This window comes from Microbacterium sp. KU4F (genome assembly GCF_056868075.1).
Map to the genome: position 1 here is coordinate 1,312,732 of NZ_CP200324.1, position 16,874 is coordinate 1,329,605.

A 16,874-nucleotide genomic window follows, 5' to 3' on the forward strand; every position below is an offset into this window, starting at 1 on the left:
AGCGAGTCTTCACAGGCACGGAACTGCGCAGAAACGTATACGAAACGTCGAAGCGACACAGTTTCGTATACGAAACGCAACAGCAAGTACTTCTACGCGAACGGCGTTCTCTTCCATCAGCTTAGCCACGGCGTCGTCCACGACGGCGCCCGAGATCAACCCAGAAGGACACGAACATGAAGGTACTGATCGCCGGCGGTGGTATCGCCGGAGTGAGCGCTGCGCACGCACTGCTCACCGAGGGCATCGACGTCGAGGTCTACGAGAAGAGCGGCGGGAACCGCGAGGCGGGCGCAGCCGTGATGCTGTCGCCCAACTCGACCCGCCTGTTCGAGCCGAGCGGACTACTCGCAAAGCTGCGCGAGCGTGCAGTGCAGACACGCGCAGCAGTACGCATGGACGTGCGCGACCTATCCGTGATGTACGGGATGCGCTTGGGTCTCGAAGCCGAAGCGACTTTCGGAGCGCCCCTTCTTCACATCCACCGTGGAGACCTTCTCTCGACGCTGTCTGACGCACTCCCCGCAGGGGTGCTCAAGCTTCAGGCGAAGGTCACCGGATTCCAGCAAGATACCAAGGGCGTGCACCTCACCCTGGCGGACGGATCAACCGTCGATGGAGACCTGCTCATCGCAGCGGACGGCAACCGCTCGGCGCTTCGCAACGCCCTCTTCCCCGCGTCACCGCGAGTGTTCCGCGGTGGGTGGGCGCACCGCGCGCTCGTGCCGCGGGATGCCACACCTCTCGCATCCAAGATCGCCGATGATGAGCACCTCCTCGTCCTTGCCCGCGCCGCGAACGACGGCCTCATCTCCTTTGCCGGGCCGGGCTATCTCAACCTCATCTTGGGCACCGAGGGCACGGATCTTCAGCTTCCCGATGGACGAACGCATGACGTTGTCCCGCGCGACGCGATCCTGCCTCTCATCGAGGACTGGGACCCGCGGATGCAGGAAGTGTTCGCACACCCCGAGCACTTCATGCGGTGGCCCATGTACGACATCGAACCTCTGCACCACTGGAGCGAAGGTCGCGTAACCCTCGTCGGCGACGCCGCGCATGGCACGCTGCCAACCTACGGCCAGGGTGCATCGATGTCGATCGAATCCGCGTTCGCGCTCGCGCTCGCGTTGTCATCATTTGCGGACGACGTTTCGGAGGCACTCTCGTTCTACGAGTCTCTACGTATTCCGCGCACCCGCGAGGTTCAGATTGGCTCTCGTCATCTGGCCCGTACTGCCGCGACCAACGACGGCAATCTCGCCATGCTCTCCCCGGACCTTGTTGCGCCCGGCGATCCGAGCGTCAGCGGAATCGGGATTGGTATTCCCCGCGACGTACAGGAGATGTACGGCTACGATCTTCGCCGAGCAGCCGAAGAGAAGCTCTGGTCGCGGCTGTCCGCGGCCTGACGAGACCATCATGCGCATCGCACGGATAGACACGCCTGCTGGCCCTGGGTATGCCGTCCAAGAGGGCGACGACTGGGTCTCCATCCGCACGCCCTACGCCGATGAGCTCGAGTACACAGGTCATCGGTGGCCACGAGACACCGCAAGGCTTCTGCCGCCCATCGAACCACGCGTGATGGTCGGGTTCATCGGTAACGCCGCCGATGACGCGCTGACGAGGCCTCCACGAGGCACTTTTAAGTCCGTGCGATCCATTGTCGCCAGCGGTGACCCGATCTCGCCGGCTGCAGGTGTCGGGCGTCTCGTCGCAGAGGGTGAGGTGGCCGTCGTGCTCAAGGCGCCGGCGCGCCACCTCACCCGGGCTCAAGTGCCCGAGGTCATCCTCGGCTACACCGTCATCAACGATTTCACGAGCTTCGACCACATCAACGATCACGAACTCCTCGTGCCGGCAAAGAACGGCGACGGGTACGCGCCAGCGGGCCCCTGGATCGAGACGGACTTCGATCCGAGCGACGCGCGAATCGTCGTTCGTGTCGACGGGGAGGTGAAGGCAGACTCGACGACGGCTCTTCTCAAACGAGACGTTGCGGATCTACTCGTCTACCTGTCGGACGCGCTGCAGCTGGGCCCAGGAGACGTCGTCCTCACCGGTGCGCCCAACACGATCGTGCCCGTCCAGGTCGGCGCACAGGTAGAGATCACGGTGGAGGGCCTAGGCACCATTGTCAATCCTGTCGTCGAGCACCCGGTACCGTGACCGCGGCGGTAGCGACGCGCTCAAGCGCGGCCGGGAGCGCGTCCTTGGTGTAATCGACATGAAGTGCCATGAGCCGCTCCGCACGTTCGGCATCCTGCGCGACAATCGCGTCATAGATTGCCCAGTGCTCGTCCCAGGAGAAGCAGGCGCGCGTCTGCACCACCGCGGAGTAGACCCACTCCGTCTTGTGCGCGATCTGTTGGACCATGCTCGCGATGATCGAGTTGCCGGTCGCCCGCCCCACGCTAACGTGAAACTCCGTGTTCAAGCGCGGGATCGGGCTGAGGTCAGATGCGTGAAGTGAACGACGCCCAGCCTCGAGAATGTCCCGCAGCTGCACTAAGTCATCCCGGACGCGGTGCGCGGCGGCCGTCCTCGACGCGAACGGCTCGAGCATTTGCCTCACAGCCATAACTTCGTCAGCAGTGTCCTTCGTCAGAAGTTGGACCGCCGCGCCTCCGTGGGGCCTCAGCGTCACGAAGCCCTCCGCGGCGAGAACGCGAAGCGCCTCACGAACGGGAACTCGCGAAACCTCGTAGCGCTCGGCGAGAAAGGGCTCGGCAAGCCGCTCTCCCGGGGCCAGCCGACCTTCGACGATCTCGGTTCGAATGGCGTCGACGAGGGCCCGTCCACGAAGCACTGGTCGGCCCGTGTCCGATACCGCCGAAGCATCCTTCGACCAGCGTGCGGGGTCTGTCACTAGATTGGTTCGCATCTCTTCGGTCACGCTCGACACTTCATCGAGCGTATACGAATCCCGTCAGGCTATCGGCGCGCGTCAGCGGCACTGGATCAACCGATCCTGAGGCCAGCGGCGCTCTAACTCGGTAATTCCAGCCCGCGTGATGACCGCGAGTCGATCTGACGTACATCTATCGCCTCGCACGGCACTCGATGTCGTATACATTCCGGAAACACCTTCGCGCTAGCGTGAGGGCACGACAGGCCGCGAAGGAGGCAATGGACGTGCGAGGCTCGGATTGGGCGATCCAGCCCGGTGAGGGTGTGGCCCGTGGGGTGCCTTACCTACCGGCTCGACCTGACACGGTGATGTGGGGGCGTCTTCCCTGCGCGACAGACGTTCCGGTACTCACCGTCGATTCCGGGACCGAGGTCATCTTCGACACCATCAGCCATGAGGGCATCCTGGAAGATCAGGGGCGCGACCCGGTCGCGTTCTTCGCTCAGCACGGGGTCCCCCCGAGGGCGTGCTCCGCGACGCGATCGCTCTGGCAGAGGGCGGCCCCTTTCGCAGAAGCGACGCGGATGGCCCGCACGTCGTCACCGGACCGGTCGCCGTACGCGGCGCTCAGCCTGGCGATCTTCTTCGGATGACGTTGGTCGATGCCGAGCCCCGCGTGCCATACGGCGTGGTGTCGAACCGGCATGGTCGTGGCGCACTCCCTGGCGAGTACCCGCTCCACGACACCGCGTTCAGTGTGTTCACGAGGGTGGAATACGACGCCAACGAAGCCCCCCACGGCATCATGCCCCTCAGCCCGAGCGATGACAGGGTCGCGAGGTTCCCGCTGCGGCCATTCCTCGGCATCATGGGGGTTGCCGTCGCAGCGACTGAGCGACCTCATTCGGTCCCGCCGGGCGTTCACGGCGGCAACATCGATATCGCACTGCTCACAGCGGGCACCAGCATCTACCTTCCGGTCCAGGTAGCCGGCGCTCTCGCCTACGTGGGTGACCCCCACTTCGCCCAGGGTGACGGCGAGGTGGCGCTGACCGCGGTAGAGGCGAGCCTAAGAGTTCGCGTGCGCCTCGAAGTGGTATCGCAGTCTGAGGCGCTCTCTTCGTTCGGCCATGTCACGTCTCCCCTAGGCCAGACCCACGACTTCCTGGTGCCCACCGGTCTGGATGAGGATCTCGATACCGCCGTACAGAAATGCACGCGCGCGGCGATCGCGCTCCTCGGCGCAAGGTACGGCATGGATCCTCGTCACGCGTACGCATACCTCAGCGCCGCCACAGATTTCAACATCTCGCAGGTCGTAGACCTGGTTAAAGGCGTGCATGCTCGGATACGAATAGCGGACTTCGAAGTGTGAGCCTGCCCGCTGGTGGCAATACAGTGAGAACGGCCTGTGGATAGGAGAGCACCTGTGGAGAAGTCCTCCGTGAGCGGTGTTGCGCTTGTGGACGCCATCCGTGATCTCATCATCGCGGGCGAGCTCGCGCCCGGATCGCGCGTCACGGAGCCATTGCTCGCGAGCCGATTCGGCGTCTCCCGCGTCCCTGTTCGGGAAGCGATCAGAGTCCTCGCTACGGAGGGGCTGATAGATCTCAAACTCTACGGATCACCTACCGTGCGACAGCTCACGGAACATGTCGTGAAGGAGGTTCATCTCGCAAGAAACGTCCTTGAACCCGCCACCGCTCGCGAGGCAGCGCTCAACCGCACCGATGCCGACCTGGCGCTGATCGACGCGATCCTCCAGGAAGGGGACCAAGCACTCGAAGAACGCAAGGCCACGAAGCTGCACCGTCTGAACTCCCGCTTTCACGATGCTGTAGCGTCGGCCTGCGGCAATGAAGTACTCGCATCCTTCGTGCACGTGCTCAGTAGCCGGTCGGAGTGGATCAACAGCGCGTCGATCTCGGCAGACAACGACCATCTTTGGGAAGATCACCACGAGATCCGCGCCGCTATCGCCGGGGGTGACGCCCTCCTCGCCGAGGCGCTCATGTCTGCGCACATTCGACGCGCAACCTCGAGCACCCCTCCTGCGTAGGCGTGAACGCAAGCGCCTAGCCGCCTGTCTCACTCGCCGCTCCGCTCCCCGCGAGTTGGCCTGGGCTGCCGGATCATCGCCCAGACCAACTCACGCTCACGGCCGACCTTGGGCGGCGAGATTCTCCCCCACCCACTCGCGCAGCGAAGTGACGGGGAGTCCTCGAAGCGCGTTGAAAGTGTCCTCCTTCGGCCACGCCACGCCCCGCCCCTGTGCGAAAACAGCGCGATACTTGCGCGTCATGTTGTCGGGATCCTTAGCAAGCTCGTCAAGCAGGAACGGTGCCGTCCACTCCACAAGCTGGAAGGGACGCCGAAGCTCTGACTCCAACGTGGCCGCCAGCTCACGATACGTGATGGTGTCGCCAGCAACGTAGACGATTTCGTTGCTGATCCGCGGCTCGGCAAACAGGATCTCCGCCGTGAGCACACCGATGTCCTCGGGCGTCGTCACTGTCACTGCCGTGTCCGCGCTCCCCAGCGCATTCACCGTGTCACCATCCAGGTCTACCATGCCCGATCCTGCATCGAAGAGGTAGTTCATGAACATGCCAGTGGAAATGATGACCCACTCCGTCTCCGACTGGGACCTGAGCAAGTCGCGAACGTCGAGCTGCGAATCGAAGATGTCCTGGGGGCTCCCTCGACCAATGACGTCGAAGTCGACCCCGAACTGCCACGGGAAGTACCGCGGCAGCTTTGCCTGCAGCGCGGCCTTCGCGACCTTCATGGGAGTTTCGAGCCCGGCCGTGATGCCCGTGCAGCCGATGACCGTGTCGTAGCCGGCGAAGGTCTCGGCAAGTTGCTCGATCGAGTTTGTGACCAAATCGCCCTGCACGATCGTGATGCCAAGAGCCCGGATCTCGGCTAGATCACGCTGCTTCTCGGCGGAGGTTGACACCAGTGCACTGGGCCGAAGAAGTACGCTCACCGACGCACCGTCTACATCGCGGGCACGGCGAGCGACGTTGCGCAGCACGGGCATGCCCAGCTCCCCGCTCCGATGATGAGGATGTTCCGTGAGCGCTCAGTCGAGCTTTCATGAGTCATTGCTACGTCCCTGCAGGTTCTTGTTGATCTTCTCGGTGCGCGGTCGGCGGACGTTTCGTACCTCACGTCCATGCGCGCCAGTCCGACGGTAAACTTTGACACCAGTGTCAAGGTCAAGTTGATGCCGTCGGGAGGACCCACGATGAAGATTGGCGAGGCCGCGAAGGCCGTCGGAGCTCCAACCCGGATGCTTCGCTACTACGAGCAGCAGGGCCTCATTGCGTCTTCGCGCTCATCCAACGGATACCGCGAGTACTCGGCTGAGCAAGTAGAGCACGCTCGACATGTCCGGGCGCTTGTGGAAGCCGGCTTGTCCTCCCGAATGATCAAGATCGTGCTCGACATCGAAGCGCCGGGGCTCCCCGAGCACTCAGATTCCTGCAGCCGCGCACTCGCTGAAGAGCTCGTGCGGGAGCTTCGCGTCGTCGAGAACAGAATCGTGTGCCTCGAGAAGAGCCGCGATGCCGTTATCGGCTACCTTCGGCGCACGGTCCACGCAGACGTGCTTGCCGCGCCCTGAATGCGAAGTGAGGTGGTCGCCGACAGAAGAGTCGGCGACCACCTCACTCAGATGCGTCAGCTCTCGAGGGAAGCCCCGTTGGTGCGGATGACCTCGGCGTACCAGCCGAACGACTTCTTCTTGAAGCGCTCGAGTGTGCCGCTGCCGTCGTCGTTGCGGTCGACGTAGATGTACCCGTATCGCTTGCTCATCTGCGCCGTCGTGGCGCTGACGATGTCGATGCAGCCCCACGAGGTGTAGCCGAGCACGTTCACGCCGTCGGTGATGGCTTCGCCGACCTGCACGAGGTGGTCGTTGAGGTAGGCGATGCGGTAGTCGTCGATGACGGTCTTGACGCCGTCGACCTCGACCAGTTCGTCCCTGGCGCCCAGGCCGTTCTCGACGATGAACAGCGGCTTCTGCCAGCGGTCCCAGAACTGGTTGAGCACGAGGCGAAGACCCACGGGGTCGATCTGCCAGCCCCACTCGCTCGCCTCGAGCGTCGGGTTCGGAACACCACCGATGATGTTGCCTTCACCCCGAATCAGCTTCTCAGGATCCGAGGTGTGCGCCACCGACTGGTAGTAGCTGAACGAGACGAAGTCGACCGTGTTGGTCAGGTCCTCGCGGTCCTGGTCGGTGATCTCCAGCTCGATGCCCTTCTCGCGGAGCGTCCGCAAGAAGTACCCGGGGTAAACCCCGCGGGTGTGCACGTCGCCGAAGGCGAGGTTTGAGTGATCCAAGTCCATCACCGCCAGCGCGTCGGCCGGCGACGGACTAAGCGGGTAGATCGGCATGGCGATGATCATGCAGCCGACCTTGGCGTTCGGAGCGATCTCGTGAGCGATTCGGGTTGCTCGTGCCGACGCGACGAGCTCGTGGTGCATCGCCTGATAGAGCTGCTGTTCCGTCAACTGGTCAGTCACCGGGATGCCCGCCGACATGAACGGCTCATGCAGGAGCGAGTTGACCTCGTTGAAGGTCAGCCAGTACTTGACACGGCTTCCGTAGCGCTCGAACAAGGTCTGTGCGTAGCGTTCGTAGAACCCGATGAGGCGGCGGTCAGTCCATCCTCCGTACGTGTCCGCGAGATGCAGCGGCGTCTCGTAGTGAGAGATGGTGACGAGAGCCTCGATACCATGCTTCTCAAGCTCGTCGAGCACGCGGTCGTAAAACGCAAGTCCGGCTTCGTTGGGCTCCGCATCGTCGCCGTTCGGGAAGATGCGGCTCCAGGCGATCGAGAACCGGAAGACCTTGAACCCCATCTCTGCAAAGAGCGCGATGTCCTGTGCATAGCGGTGGTAGAAGTCGATCGCTTCGAGCTTGAGGTTATCGGCCGTGGGCTGTGACGTCCGAGGAGTCCGCAGTCCGTTCGGGAGGACGTCCTGGACAGAAAGCCCCTTCCCGTCCTCGGCGTAAGCACCTTCGATCTGATTGGCTGCCGTGGCTCCGCCCCACAGGAAGCCCTGAGGGAAAGGTGTCGTGGTCATAGCCTGCCTTTCTTTTCTGATCCGGGTTTCACTTCGCGGCGACGGCGTGCTCGACAGCCACTGCACGGAAGAGCTGGTCTCCGTGAGCGATCGGGCCGGAAGCGATCGAGGTGATAGACGGGTACAGGTCGCCGTTTGTCACGATGACAGGCGTGGTGAGGTTGTACCCGGCCGCGGCAATCGCTTCGAGGTCGAACTCGATCAGCAGATCTCCCTTGGCGACAACCTCCCCGCTCTGGACCTTGAGGGCGAAGTGCTGCCCACCCAGTTGAACCGTGTCGATGCCGACATGGATCAGGATCTCCGCTCCGTCGGCGTGGCGCAGGCCGATCGCGTGCCCGGTCGGGAACGCCGCGACGACGGTCGCGTCGACGGGCGAGTACAGGGCGCCGCTGCGCGGAATGATCGCCACGCCCTGCCCGAACGAGCCATCAGCGAATGCCGCATCAGGAGTCTCGCTGAGCGGAATGACGGTGCCGTCGAGAGGGCTGAGAACATCCAGGTCCGTGCCGTCGGCTCCTTGCGCATCAGGTTCGCTCGGTTCCTTGAATCCGACGATCAGTGTCAGAACGAATGGAATGACGACCGACGCCACGAGACCGGCCACGATGGCAAGGGCGTTGCCGTTGCCGATAAGAGCGGGCAGCGCGAGCCCGGACGGCGTGACGAACGCCGTGGTGAAGCCGCCGCCCAACGAGATGATCGCCCCACCCACGGCCCCGCCGACGATGCCGAAGGCGAAGGGCCGCTTGAGGGGCAAATTCACGCCATAGATCGCAGGCTCGGTGATTCCCGCCAGAAGGGCGGAAAGCGTTGCGGGCGCAGCCAGCGACTTGAGGTTCTTGTTCCGCGCACGCAGAAGGACTGCAGCTGTGGCCGCGCCCTGAGCGAGGACCGCTGCGAAGAGCGGAGCGATGATCAGCGAACGGCCGCTCTGGAGTTCGAGAGCGGCCAGCGGGGCCAGCCCCCAGTGGAGTCCGAACATGACAAACACCTGCCAGAGCCCACCCATGAGTGCGCCTCCAGCCCAGGGCGCCACCTCGAACACCCAGCTGATGCCGGCGCCGAGCCAGCCGCTGACGACAGCAGAGAGCGGGCCGACGACGACGAGGACGATCGGCACACCGACGAGCACAACGATCATGGGGGTCACGAATCGACGGAGGATCCCCGGAAGCTTTGCGTAGAGGAATCGCTCCGCGTAGCTCTGCAGCCACACGATGACAATGACCGGAATGACGCTCGTGACGTAACTGACCATGGTGAACGGAATGCCGAAGAACGTCAGGTCGGGTGCGCCCTCAAGTGTCGAGAGGGCCGGATAAAGCAGGGCTGCAGCAATGGCAAAGGATGTGAACTCGTTCGCCTTGAAGTAGCGCGCGGCGGTGAATGCCAACGCCAGAGGCAGGAAGTGGATGAAGGCGTCAGACAGCGCGTTGAGGACGACGTACGTCGTCGTGTCGGTGGAGAGCCACTCGAACGTCACCGCGGCAGCGAGGAACGCCTTAAGGAGTCCGGTTCCCGCCAAGGCCCACAGCAGGGGCGTGAAGATGGCGGCGATCATGGCGATGAAGCGGTTGAAGAGGGTGGGTTTCGGTCCGTCTGCGCGAGACCCGCTGCCCTCCGGCGTGCTGACACCGAGACTCGAGATCTTTCCGATCTCGGCATACACCTCAGGCACGTCGTTGCCGATGACGACCTGATACTGCCCGCCCGCCTGAGCAACCGTGACAACGCCCTTGGTGGATTTGATTGCAGGCGTGTCGGCCTTCGACTCGTCCGCCAGCACGAAGCGCAACCGAGTTGCGCAGTGGACAAGCGATCGCACGTTCGCCTCGCCGCCGACACCCCGCAGAATGTCGGCCGCGGTCTTGGAGTAATCCATGGAACACCGCTCTCTGCCGCACCTGTGCGGCAATCAATCGACCGCATCACTGCAGTCATGGACCTGTGAACCCTCAGGACGGTTTCGGGCAACAAAAAAACCTGAACTCCGACATCGCCAAACAGCGATGAGAGTTCAGGTTTTGCCTGCTGTCGCAGTAACAATCCGTCGTGCTCGCCGAGCAAAACGCTCCGCACGAGGAAGTTAGCACAGAAAACCCGGTTCGTATACCACCCGTCTCCAGCACACCGCGGTATGCCGTGATTTTGGGGACTCCAGGAGAGTCCAGAACTGAGAAGCCACGGTTTCGTCTACGAAACCGTGGCTTCCGGTGGGGTTTGGGCGAGTGCGCAAGAAGCAACACGGCGCGTGAGTGACTCTTGATGCGTGGCACGGACTCCTTAGGTGAGCCGACGGACCCCGGCCGGTTACGCGACCGCGGCGTCGCCTCATGTCGCGGAGCGGAACGCGCCGGTCGGCGCCTTTCGCGGGATCCCGACCTGTGTCGGCGATGCGGGTAACTCAGGCGCTCGCAGGTGCCTGGTCGAGGTCGGACATGTCCAGGACGAACCGGTAGCGAACGTCACCGACCGCGAGGCGGTCTAGGGCGTTCTCCACCTGCGCCGAGGGCAGGACCTCCACCTGAGCGGCGATGTCGTGGTCGGCGCAGAACTGGAGCAGCTGCGCGGTCTGCGGGATGCCACCGGTACCGGAAGAGGTCAGTCTCTTGCGGCCGTAGCCGAGCTCGAGCAGGCGAGGGCCGGTCATCAGTGGGTTGCCGAGCACGCAGAGGGTGCCATCGACCCAGAGCAGGCGCAGCAGTGGAGAGAGGTCGTGGTCAGCGGCGATCGTGTCGATGATGAAATCGAACCGCCCCATCGCCTGCACCATGGATACGCCATCGGTCGTCACGATCAGGCCTTTCGCGCCCAGGGCGATGGCGTCCGCGGCCTTGTCCGCAGTGCGACTGAGGACCGTGACCTCCGCACCGAGGGTGACACCGAGCTTGACGGCGAGGTGACCGAGCCCACCCAGGCCCGCCACCGCCATCCGTGTCCCCGGGCCGACGCCGGCGGCGACCATCGGCTCCCACACCGAGACACCTGCGCACATCAGCGGACCCGCCGACACCGGGTCGAGGCCTTCCGGGAGGAGAAAGGCGAACTTCTCCTTCAGGACGTAAGCGCGGCTGTAACCGCCCTTGAGATTCTCCCTGCCACCATAGGTGGTCGTCGCGCCCTTCAGGCAGAAGTTCTCCTGCCCGATCTGACACATGGAGCACTCGCCGCACGAGTCGATGATCGTGCCCACGGCGACCGCATCACCCACAGCCAAACGGGTGACGTCAGCACCGATCGCTGTGACGACCCCGGTGAACTCGTGGCCCGGGACGAGGTCACTCTCGCCGAGCATCCCGTGGATGCGATGCAGGTCGCTGTGACACACCCCGCAGTAGTCGATACGGACCTCAACGTCGTCCGAACGCAGCTCGCGCCGCTCTATCACGACTCGACTCATCGCATTACTGCCCTGGCCAGTGCTCTGCCAACCGGTGGTGGCGCTCATGGGAGCATCCTCTCCAAAACGGAATGTTCATTCACCATACACCCTAAAGTGAATCTCTCTTCCGTTTTGTTATGATGGGTGTATGCCCCCGACCCCGACCACCTCCGTCGCCCGCGCACCTCGTCGCGACGCCGTACGCAACGACGCGCTCGTTCTCGCCGCAGCCCGAGAGGTTTTTTCCGAGCAGGGCACAGGGGCGAGTATGGAATCTATTGCGTCGAGGGCGGGCCTCGGCGTGGGAACGATCTACCGGCGCTTCGCAGGCAAAGACGCCCTCCTCGACGCGATCTCGCGGCTGCTCGTCGACGAACTCGACGACGCCGCCGCCACAGCGCTACAGAACCCCGATCCTGCCGCCGCCCTCGAGGAGTTTCTCCGATTCGTCGGCGAGTTCAACGCTGAAAAACACCGCTACGCCGCCGCCCTCGTCGACCGTGTACCCAGCGGCGACGTCGCTGCGAGAACCGCCGAAAAGGTTCGCGAGCTTACAGCTCGCGCAGTGTCCGCAGGGGCACTTGCCTCTACCGTCACCGCGGAAGACATCAAAACCCTCATCGTCGCACTACGCGGGATCATCACTGACCCTGCCAGCGAAAGCAGCGGCCAGTGGCAGCGCTTCCTGAGCATCCACCTCAACGGTCTCCGCGTTGACCCCGCCCTCTAGCAACACGCCCGAGGCGTCGCCGCTCACCGGCTTCGCAGGGTCAGAAGCCAGTCACGACGTTCCGCAGGTGTTCTACCTGAGGGGCGCCGTCAACGTGGTCCGCGATCAGAGCGCGCCAAATCGGGAACGCATCGGACTTGCGGAAGGTCACCATGTGGTCGTCCACACTCTCCCATACGACGTTCAACCTGTAGGTCTGCGGCTTTTCCTCTGACACATCGAGTGTTAGCGAGCGGGCGCCATGCGCCCGCTGGAAAAGAGGGATCGCCCGAGTGACTGCCGCCTCGAAGGCTTCCTCGTGTCCAGCATGAACTGTGATCGTTGCGACCTCACGGACGAGGCGGAGCGAGGCGGCGGCTTCGGAGGACTCGCTGTCCACGCGACCGTACTCGCCCGTCTCGACAATGGTGCGGGTCGAGTCCAGCGAACCATAGGTCCAGAAGATCCGCATCTCTTCGGTATCGGACACGTTCTCGAAGTGATGCGGAATGTTGGCGGGCACGAAGGTGGTGTCGTAGGTGCGAAGCCGCGTCCGTTGGCCATTGATGTCCACGATCGCGTCGCCCGCGATGACCATGACCGACTCCGCGACATTGTGCGTGTGGTGAGCGATCTGGGCGCCCGCTTCGAAGAGCGTTATCCCGTTGAGGTAGGTGGTGGCACCGCGCGCGGCGGTCACCAACGGGATTGTTCTCGCCCCTCCGCCACGTTTCTTCGACGGAAGCTCGTCGGGGCGAAAGACGTGTGCGCGTTGGGAAGTGATCTCTGGGTGTTCGTTCGTCACTGCGTGGCCCCGATCCAGTAGGTCTTGACGTTCACGAACTCCCGCAGGCCATAGTCGCCGAGCTCACGCCCGTACCCGGAGGCTTTGATGCCGCCGAAGGGCAGGCGAGCGTCCGACGCGACCATCCCATTGACGAACACCGCACCCGCATCAATGCGTCGCGTGATCGCACGGGCTCGGCTGAGGTCCGCGGTCCACAAGGCGGCTCCAAGACCGTACTCTGTGTCATTCGCGAGTTCGACGGCATGCTCGGCATTCCGGGCCCGAATGATCGCGGCAACAGGCCCGAAGGTCTCCTCGTCGAACGCGACATCTCCCGGCTCGACATTGTCGATGACTGTCGGCTGGTACCAGTATCCGGGCCCATCGACGGGGGCTCCACCAGTGCGGAGAGTAGTCTTCTCGTTCTGCAAGGTGCGCTGGACTTGCTCGTGCAGTTCGTCGCGCAGATTCCCCCGCGCCATCGGGCCGATGTCGACGCCGTCTTCGAGCGGGTCGCCGAGTTTCAGAGCTTCTACACCAGCGACGAACGCGTCGACGAACCGGTCGGCGATCGCATCCTCCACGATGAATCGTTTTGCGTTTACGCAGCTGCTGTCCCACATTGGTGAAGCGGGCCTTCACGGCGACCTTCGCGGCTGCTTCGACGTCGGCGTCAGCGAGAACGATGAAGGGGTCGGAACCACCGAGCTCCAGCACCTGCTTCTTGAGCGCCTTACCTGCCTGGCTCGCAACGATCCGGCCGACCTGAGTGGAGCCAGTCAGAGTGACCGCAGCCACCCGATCGTCCTCGATCAGCGCCGCGACACGGTCTGATTCGATGAGGAGCGTGGTGCACAGTCCGTCAGGCGCCCCCGCTCTACGGACAATCTCTTCGACTGCGAGCGCGGACTGCGGAACATTGTTCGCGTGCTTGAGCAGCGGAGCGTTTCCTGCAGCCAGAGCTGGCGCGGCAAAACGGAAGAACTGCCAGAACGGGTAGTTCCACGGCATGATCGCGAGCACGATACCGAGCGGCTCGAAGACGACGCCGCTGTCCGTCGCGGAAGACGAGATGCGCTCGTTTGCCAGGAAACGCGGGGCGTTCTCGGCGTAGTACTCGAGCGTCACGGCGCACTTCTCGATCTCGGCGCGGGCCTCGACGATGGGCTTGCCCATCTCAATCGTGATCGTCCGCGCGTACACTTCCTTGCCCTCACGGAGAACGTCCGCGATGCGACGCAGGAGCGTGACGCGTTCTTCAATGGGGGTGAAACGCCAAGCGCGCTGAGCCGCGTCCGCGGCCGCCAGCTTCCGCTCGACCTCCTCAGCGGTGTGCGCGGTGAAGGTAGCGACCGTCTCTTCGGTTGCGGGATTGATGGAGGAGATCACGACGATGCCTTTCGGTGGATCAGAACAGGGGGTAAGCGAACAGTCCGCCGACGGCGAGCATCACGACAGCGACAATCGCACCGCGCCAGATGACCTTCTTGAAGTGCTCTCCGAGGTTGACATTTGCGAGGCCGATGAGGAGAAGGAACGACGCGACGAGCGGGCTGGACTGGTGAAGCGCCTGACCAACCAGCGACGCGCGAGCCATCTCGACAGGCTCGATTCCAAAGTGGGTCGCGGTCTCGGCGAGGATGGGCAGTACCCCGAAGTAGAACGCATCGTTCGTCATGATGAATGTCAGCGGGATGCTCAGAACGCCCGCGATGGTAGCCATGAACGGCCCCAGCGCCGGCGGGATGATGCTGACCAGCCATGCCGCCATCGCTTCGACCATCCCCGTGCCGCTCATGACACCGGTGAGCACCGATGCAGCGAACACCATGCCGACGACGGAGATGACAGACGACGCGTGAGCCTTGAGCTGGGCGGACTGCTCCTGCACACGCGGGAAATTGACGACAAGAGCGATAGCCGCGGCGACCATGAAGATCACGACCGGCTCTGTGACGTCCATGACGAGGATCGTCATCACGGAAAGCGCGAGAACCAGGTTGAACCAGATGAGGCGGGGCCGCGCATTCGGGCGCTCGAGCAGGTGCTGACCGTCATCCGCGACAGGAACCGCGAAGTTGTTCGTGACCACAACGGACGAGTCCCACGTTTCGCCGGCGTCGGCACGGTGCTCACGCAAGTGGCTGGCAGAGTGCTTCAGCTGCGCGCCGACAATATCGGCCTTCCTCACGAGGAAACCAGGCGACTCAGTGAGCTCGAGCTTGCCAATCCGACGAGTCTCGCGCCGGCCGAGGAAGTACGCGATCACCAAGACAGAGAGGAGCCCCGCGGCGATCGATGGAATCATCGGCACGAAGATGTCAATGGGTGAAACATTGAGTGCCGCCGCTGCCCGCGCAGTCGAGCCACCCCACGGAACCGTGTTCAGCACCCCGTTCGACATGGCTGCCACGACGGTGAGGATGACCGGGCTCATCCCCAGGCGCAGGTAGATCGGCAGGAACGCCGAGGTCACGATGATGAACGTCGTCGACCCGTCCCCGTCGAGCGAGACGATCGAGGTGAGTAGCGCCGTCCCGACCACGAGACGAGTTGGATGGTTACCCACGAATCTGAGGATGAGTCTGATGAGCGGGTCGAAGAGACCTACGTCGATCATCGTGCCGAAGAAGATGATCGCAAAGAACAGCAACCCTGCCGTCGGAGCGAGCTTCAGAAACGACTCGACGATCATGTCACTCAGGCCGAGCCCCGCGCCGGCGAACAGCCCGAAGATGATCGGAACGAGGATCAGAGTCGCCACCGGAGTGGCCTTCTTCGCCATCACCAAATACATGAAGACGGCGATCATCAGGAAGCCAAGAATCACGAGCATCGTTGCTCCTTTGTGAGGTCGGGCACCGAGCAGGCACCATGCGTGGAAACAGTTATACACGCAGGTATACCTGATTGCCAACTAGGATGATGTCATGAGCACCGTCGACAGAGCGTGGCGCGGGAAGGCCGAGCGGGCATACGCGCAGCTGCGCACCGATATAGAGACGGGTGTCCTTGCTCCCGGCCAGACCCTCTCGGAGATTGAGCTGGTTGCGTACACCGGTGCTTCCCGTACGCCCGTCCGCGAAGCAATCCGTCGACTCGCCGCAGAGGGGCTCGTCGACCTAGCGCCCCGGCGCGCGCCAACCGTGTCGCGCATCTCGCTGCGCAGCGCACGCGCCCTGTTCGACTTTCGCCGCATCCTCGAGCCCCTCGCGATCCGCATGGTCGCACAGAAGGCCGCGGACAACGCCTCGCTGCGCGAGTCTTTTCTTCAGGTCCTCGACTCGTTCGCGGCAATCCGCGGAGTCCCGTACTCGACAGAGTTCGCCGAACGCTTTCGCGATGCGGCCGCGGAGTTCGATCGACTCATCGCCGCCAACACACCCAATGAGTACCTGGGACGATCCATCGTTGACCTGCGCCCCCACAGCGCTCGATTGCGCCACATCGCTCATGGCGACGTGTCAAGGCTTCAAGAGTCAGTCGAAGAGCACGTGGACATGTGCCATGCGATCGTCGATGGGAATGGCGATGCGGCCGCCGCGGCAATGACGGCCCACCTCAATCATGTCGACCAGGCCATTTTCCAGCAGCTGATCACTGGCGAGGCGGGCGAGCTGCTGATTACTTGATCGGCACTTCTGCGGACGACCCGAAGAGCCGACTGCCTTCTGTGATGGTCTGACTTCCGGGGACGATCGTCTCAACGACAGCTTGCTTCCATGTGCCGTAGTGCGCGGCACCACGATGTTCGACGGTGAAGGCCTCGCGGTCTCGGTAGATCTCATAGAACGCGTACCGCAACTCCGCGGCCTCGAGTTCAATCACGTCGAAGAAGTAGCATCCAGGCTCATCCGCCAACGATGCGGCAGCGTTGGCTCGAATGGCGTTAAGGAACTCCTCGCGCTTGCCGGGAACAACCCGGACCTCTACCCACACTGAATGCATGACGTCTCCTCGGGGGTCCTGATGCTCGAGTGTTGGGATTAGTGTATACCTGTAGGTGTACTGAGGTTCACTAACAGATCGGACGGGCAGACCA

At 63.3% G+C, this 16,874-nt stretch carries 16 protein-coding genes and 1 pseudogene; 7 read left to right on the top strand and 10 right to left on the bottom strand.

Annotation, left to right across the window (positions count from 1 at the left end):
• The first annotated feature begins 176 nt into the window (after positions 1-176).
• Positions 177-1,412: an FAD-dependent monooxygenase gene (locus tag AC1VNH_RS06700; protein WP_483110486.1), complete on the top strand. Its 1,236-nt coding sequence runs from the start codon at positions 177-179 to the stop codon at positions 1,410-1,412.
• A gap of 10 nt (positions 1,413-1,422) precedes the next feature.
• The gene (locus AC1VNH_RS06705; protein WP_483110487.1) at positions 1,423-2,172 is read left to right on the top strand and encodes a fumarylacetoacetate hydrolase family protein; all 750 of its coding nucleotides are present in this window, start codon (positions 1,423-1,425) and stop codon (positions 2,170-2,172) included.
• Here the strand turns inward: AC1VNH_RS06705 and AC1VNH_RS06710 are convergent.
• Complete coding sequence (locus AC1VNH_RS06710) at positions 2,141-2,899, bottom strand: GntR family transcriptional regulator (RefSeq protein ID WP_483110489.1); 759 nt, start codon at positions 2,897-2,899, stop codon at positions 2,141-2,143. The genes AC1VNH_RS06705 and AC1VNH_RS06710 overlap by 32 nt on opposite strands.
• Before the next feature lie 604 nt (positions 2,900-3,503).
• On the opposite strand from AC1VNH_RS06710, the gene AC1VNH_RS06715 reads away from it, so the two are divergent.
• Complete coding sequence (locus AC1VNH_RS06715; RefSeq protein ID WP_483110490.1) at positions 3,504-4,229, top strand: acetamidase/formamidase family protein; 726 nt, start codon at positions 3,504-3,506, stop codon at positions 4,227-4,229.
• A 54-nt stretch (positions 4,230-4,283) separates the two neighbouring features.
• Positions 4,284-4,913: a GntR family transcriptional regulator gene (locus AC1VNH_RS06720; RefSeq protein ID WP_483110491.1), complete on the top strand. Its 630-nt coding sequence runs from the start codon at positions 4,284-4,286 to the stop codon at positions 4,911-4,913.
• A gap of 96 nt (positions 4,914-5,009) precedes the next feature.
• Here AC1VNH_RS06720 and AC1VNH_RS06725 read toward each other — a convergent pair whose 3' ends face one another.
• On the bottom strand, positions 5,010-5,903 hold the full coding sequence (locus tag AC1VNH_RS06725; RefSeq protein WP_483112703.1) for an aromatic alcohol reductase: 894 nt from the start codon (positions 5,901-5,903) through the stop codon (positions 5,010-5,012).
• Between the two features lie 201 nt (positions 5,904-6,104).
• On the opposite strand from AC1VNH_RS06725, the gene AC1VNH_RS06730 reads away from it, so the two are divergent.
• Entirely contained in the window at positions 6,105-6,482 is a 378-nt protein-coding gene (locus AC1VNH_RS06730) for a MerR family transcriptional regulator (RefSeq protein WP_483110492.1), read from the top strand.
• 56 nt (positions 6,483-6,538) lie between these two features.
• On the opposite strand, the gene AC1VNH_RS06735 is transcribed toward AC1VNH_RS06730, so the two are convergent.
• The 3 genes from AC1VNH_RS06735 to AC1VNH_RS06745 all read right to left on the bottom strand — a co-directional run bounded on the left by AC1VNH_RS06735 (position 6,539) and on the right by AC1VNH_RS06745 (position 11,402).
• Positions 6,539-7,951 (bottom strand): glycoside hydrolase family 1 protein, encoded by a 1,413-nt coding sequence (locus AC1VNH_RS06735; RefSeq protein WP_483110494.1) that lies wholly within the window; start codon positions 7,949-7,951, stop codon positions 6,539-6,541.
• 28 nt (positions 7,952-7,979) lie between these two features.
• A complete protein-coding gene (locus AC1VNH_RS06740) occupies positions 7,980-9,836 on the bottom strand; it encodes a beta-glucoside-specific PTS transporter subunit IIABC (protein ID WP_483110496.1) in 1,857 nt (618 codons plus the stop codon).
• Between the two features lie 522 nt (positions 9,837-10,358).
• Complete coding sequence (locus tag AC1VNH_RS06745; RefSeq protein WP_483110498.1) at positions 10,359-11,402, bottom strand: NAD(P)-dependent alcohol dehydrogenase; 1,044 nt, start codon at positions 11,400-11,402, stop codon at positions 10,359-10,361.
• Positions 11,403-11,484: 82 nt separating this feature from the next.
• Here AC1VNH_RS06745 and AC1VNH_RS06750 point away from each other — a divergent pair, with 82 nt between their 5' ends.
• Entirely contained in the window at positions 11,485-12,066 is a 582-nt protein-coding gene (locus AC1VNH_RS06750; RefSeq protein ID WP_483110499.1) for a TetR/AcrR family transcriptional regulator, read from the top strand.
• Positions 12,067-12,106: 40 nt separating this feature from the next.
• Here AC1VNH_RS06750 and AC1VNH_RS06755 read toward each other — a convergent pair whose 3' ends face one another.
• The 4 genes and pseudogenes from AC1VNH_RS06755 to AC1VNH_RS06770 all read right to left on the bottom strand — a co-directional run bounded on the left by AC1VNH_RS06755 (position 12,107) and on the right by AC1VNH_RS06770 (position 15,668).
• The gene (locus AC1VNH_RS06755) at positions 12,107-12,745 is read right to left on the bottom strand and encodes a cupin domain-containing protein (RefSeq protein ID WP_483110501.1); all 639 of its coding nucleotides are present in this window, start codon (positions 12,743-12,745) and stop codon (positions 12,107-12,109) included.
• 101 nt (positions 12,746-12,846) lie between these two features.
• The gene (locus AC1VNH_RS06760) at positions 12,847-13,416 is read right to left on the bottom strand and encodes an aldehyde dehydrogenase family protein (RefSeq protein WP_483110503.1); all 570 of its coding nucleotides are present in this window, start codon (positions 13,414-13,416) and stop codon (positions 12,847-12,849) included.
• 85 nt (positions 13,417-13,501) lie between these two features.
• Positions 13,502-14,221, bottom strand: a pseudogene (locus AC1VNH_RS06765) (aldehyde dehydrogenase family protein); the annotation flags it as partial.
• A 19-nt stretch (positions 14,222-14,240) separates the two neighbouring features.
• Positions 14,241-15,668 (bottom strand): CitMHS family transporter, encoded by a 1,428-nt coding sequence (locus tag AC1VNH_RS06770; RefSeq protein ID WP_483110505.1) that lies wholly within the window; start codon positions 15,666-15,668, stop codon positions 14,241-14,243.
• Positions 15,669-15,762: 94 nt separating this feature from the next.
• Between AC1VNH_RS06770 and AC1VNH_RS06775 the strand changes: the two genes are divergently transcribed.
• Positions 15,763-16,464, top strand: coding sequence for a GntR family transcriptional regulator (locus AC1VNH_RS06775; protein ID WP_483110507.1), 702 nt, complete (start codon positions 15,763-15,765; stop codon positions 16,462-16,464).
• Here AC1VNH_RS06775 and AC1VNH_RS06780 read toward each other — a convergent pair.
• Positions 16,457-16,780, bottom strand: coding sequence for a putative quinol monooxygenase (locus tag AC1VNH_RS06780; protein WP_483110509.1), 324 nt, complete (start codon positions 16,778-16,780; stop codon positions 16,457-16,459). The genes AC1VNH_RS06775 and AC1VNH_RS06780 overlap by 8 nt on opposite strands.
• Positions 16,781-16,874: the final 94 nt, after the last annotated feature.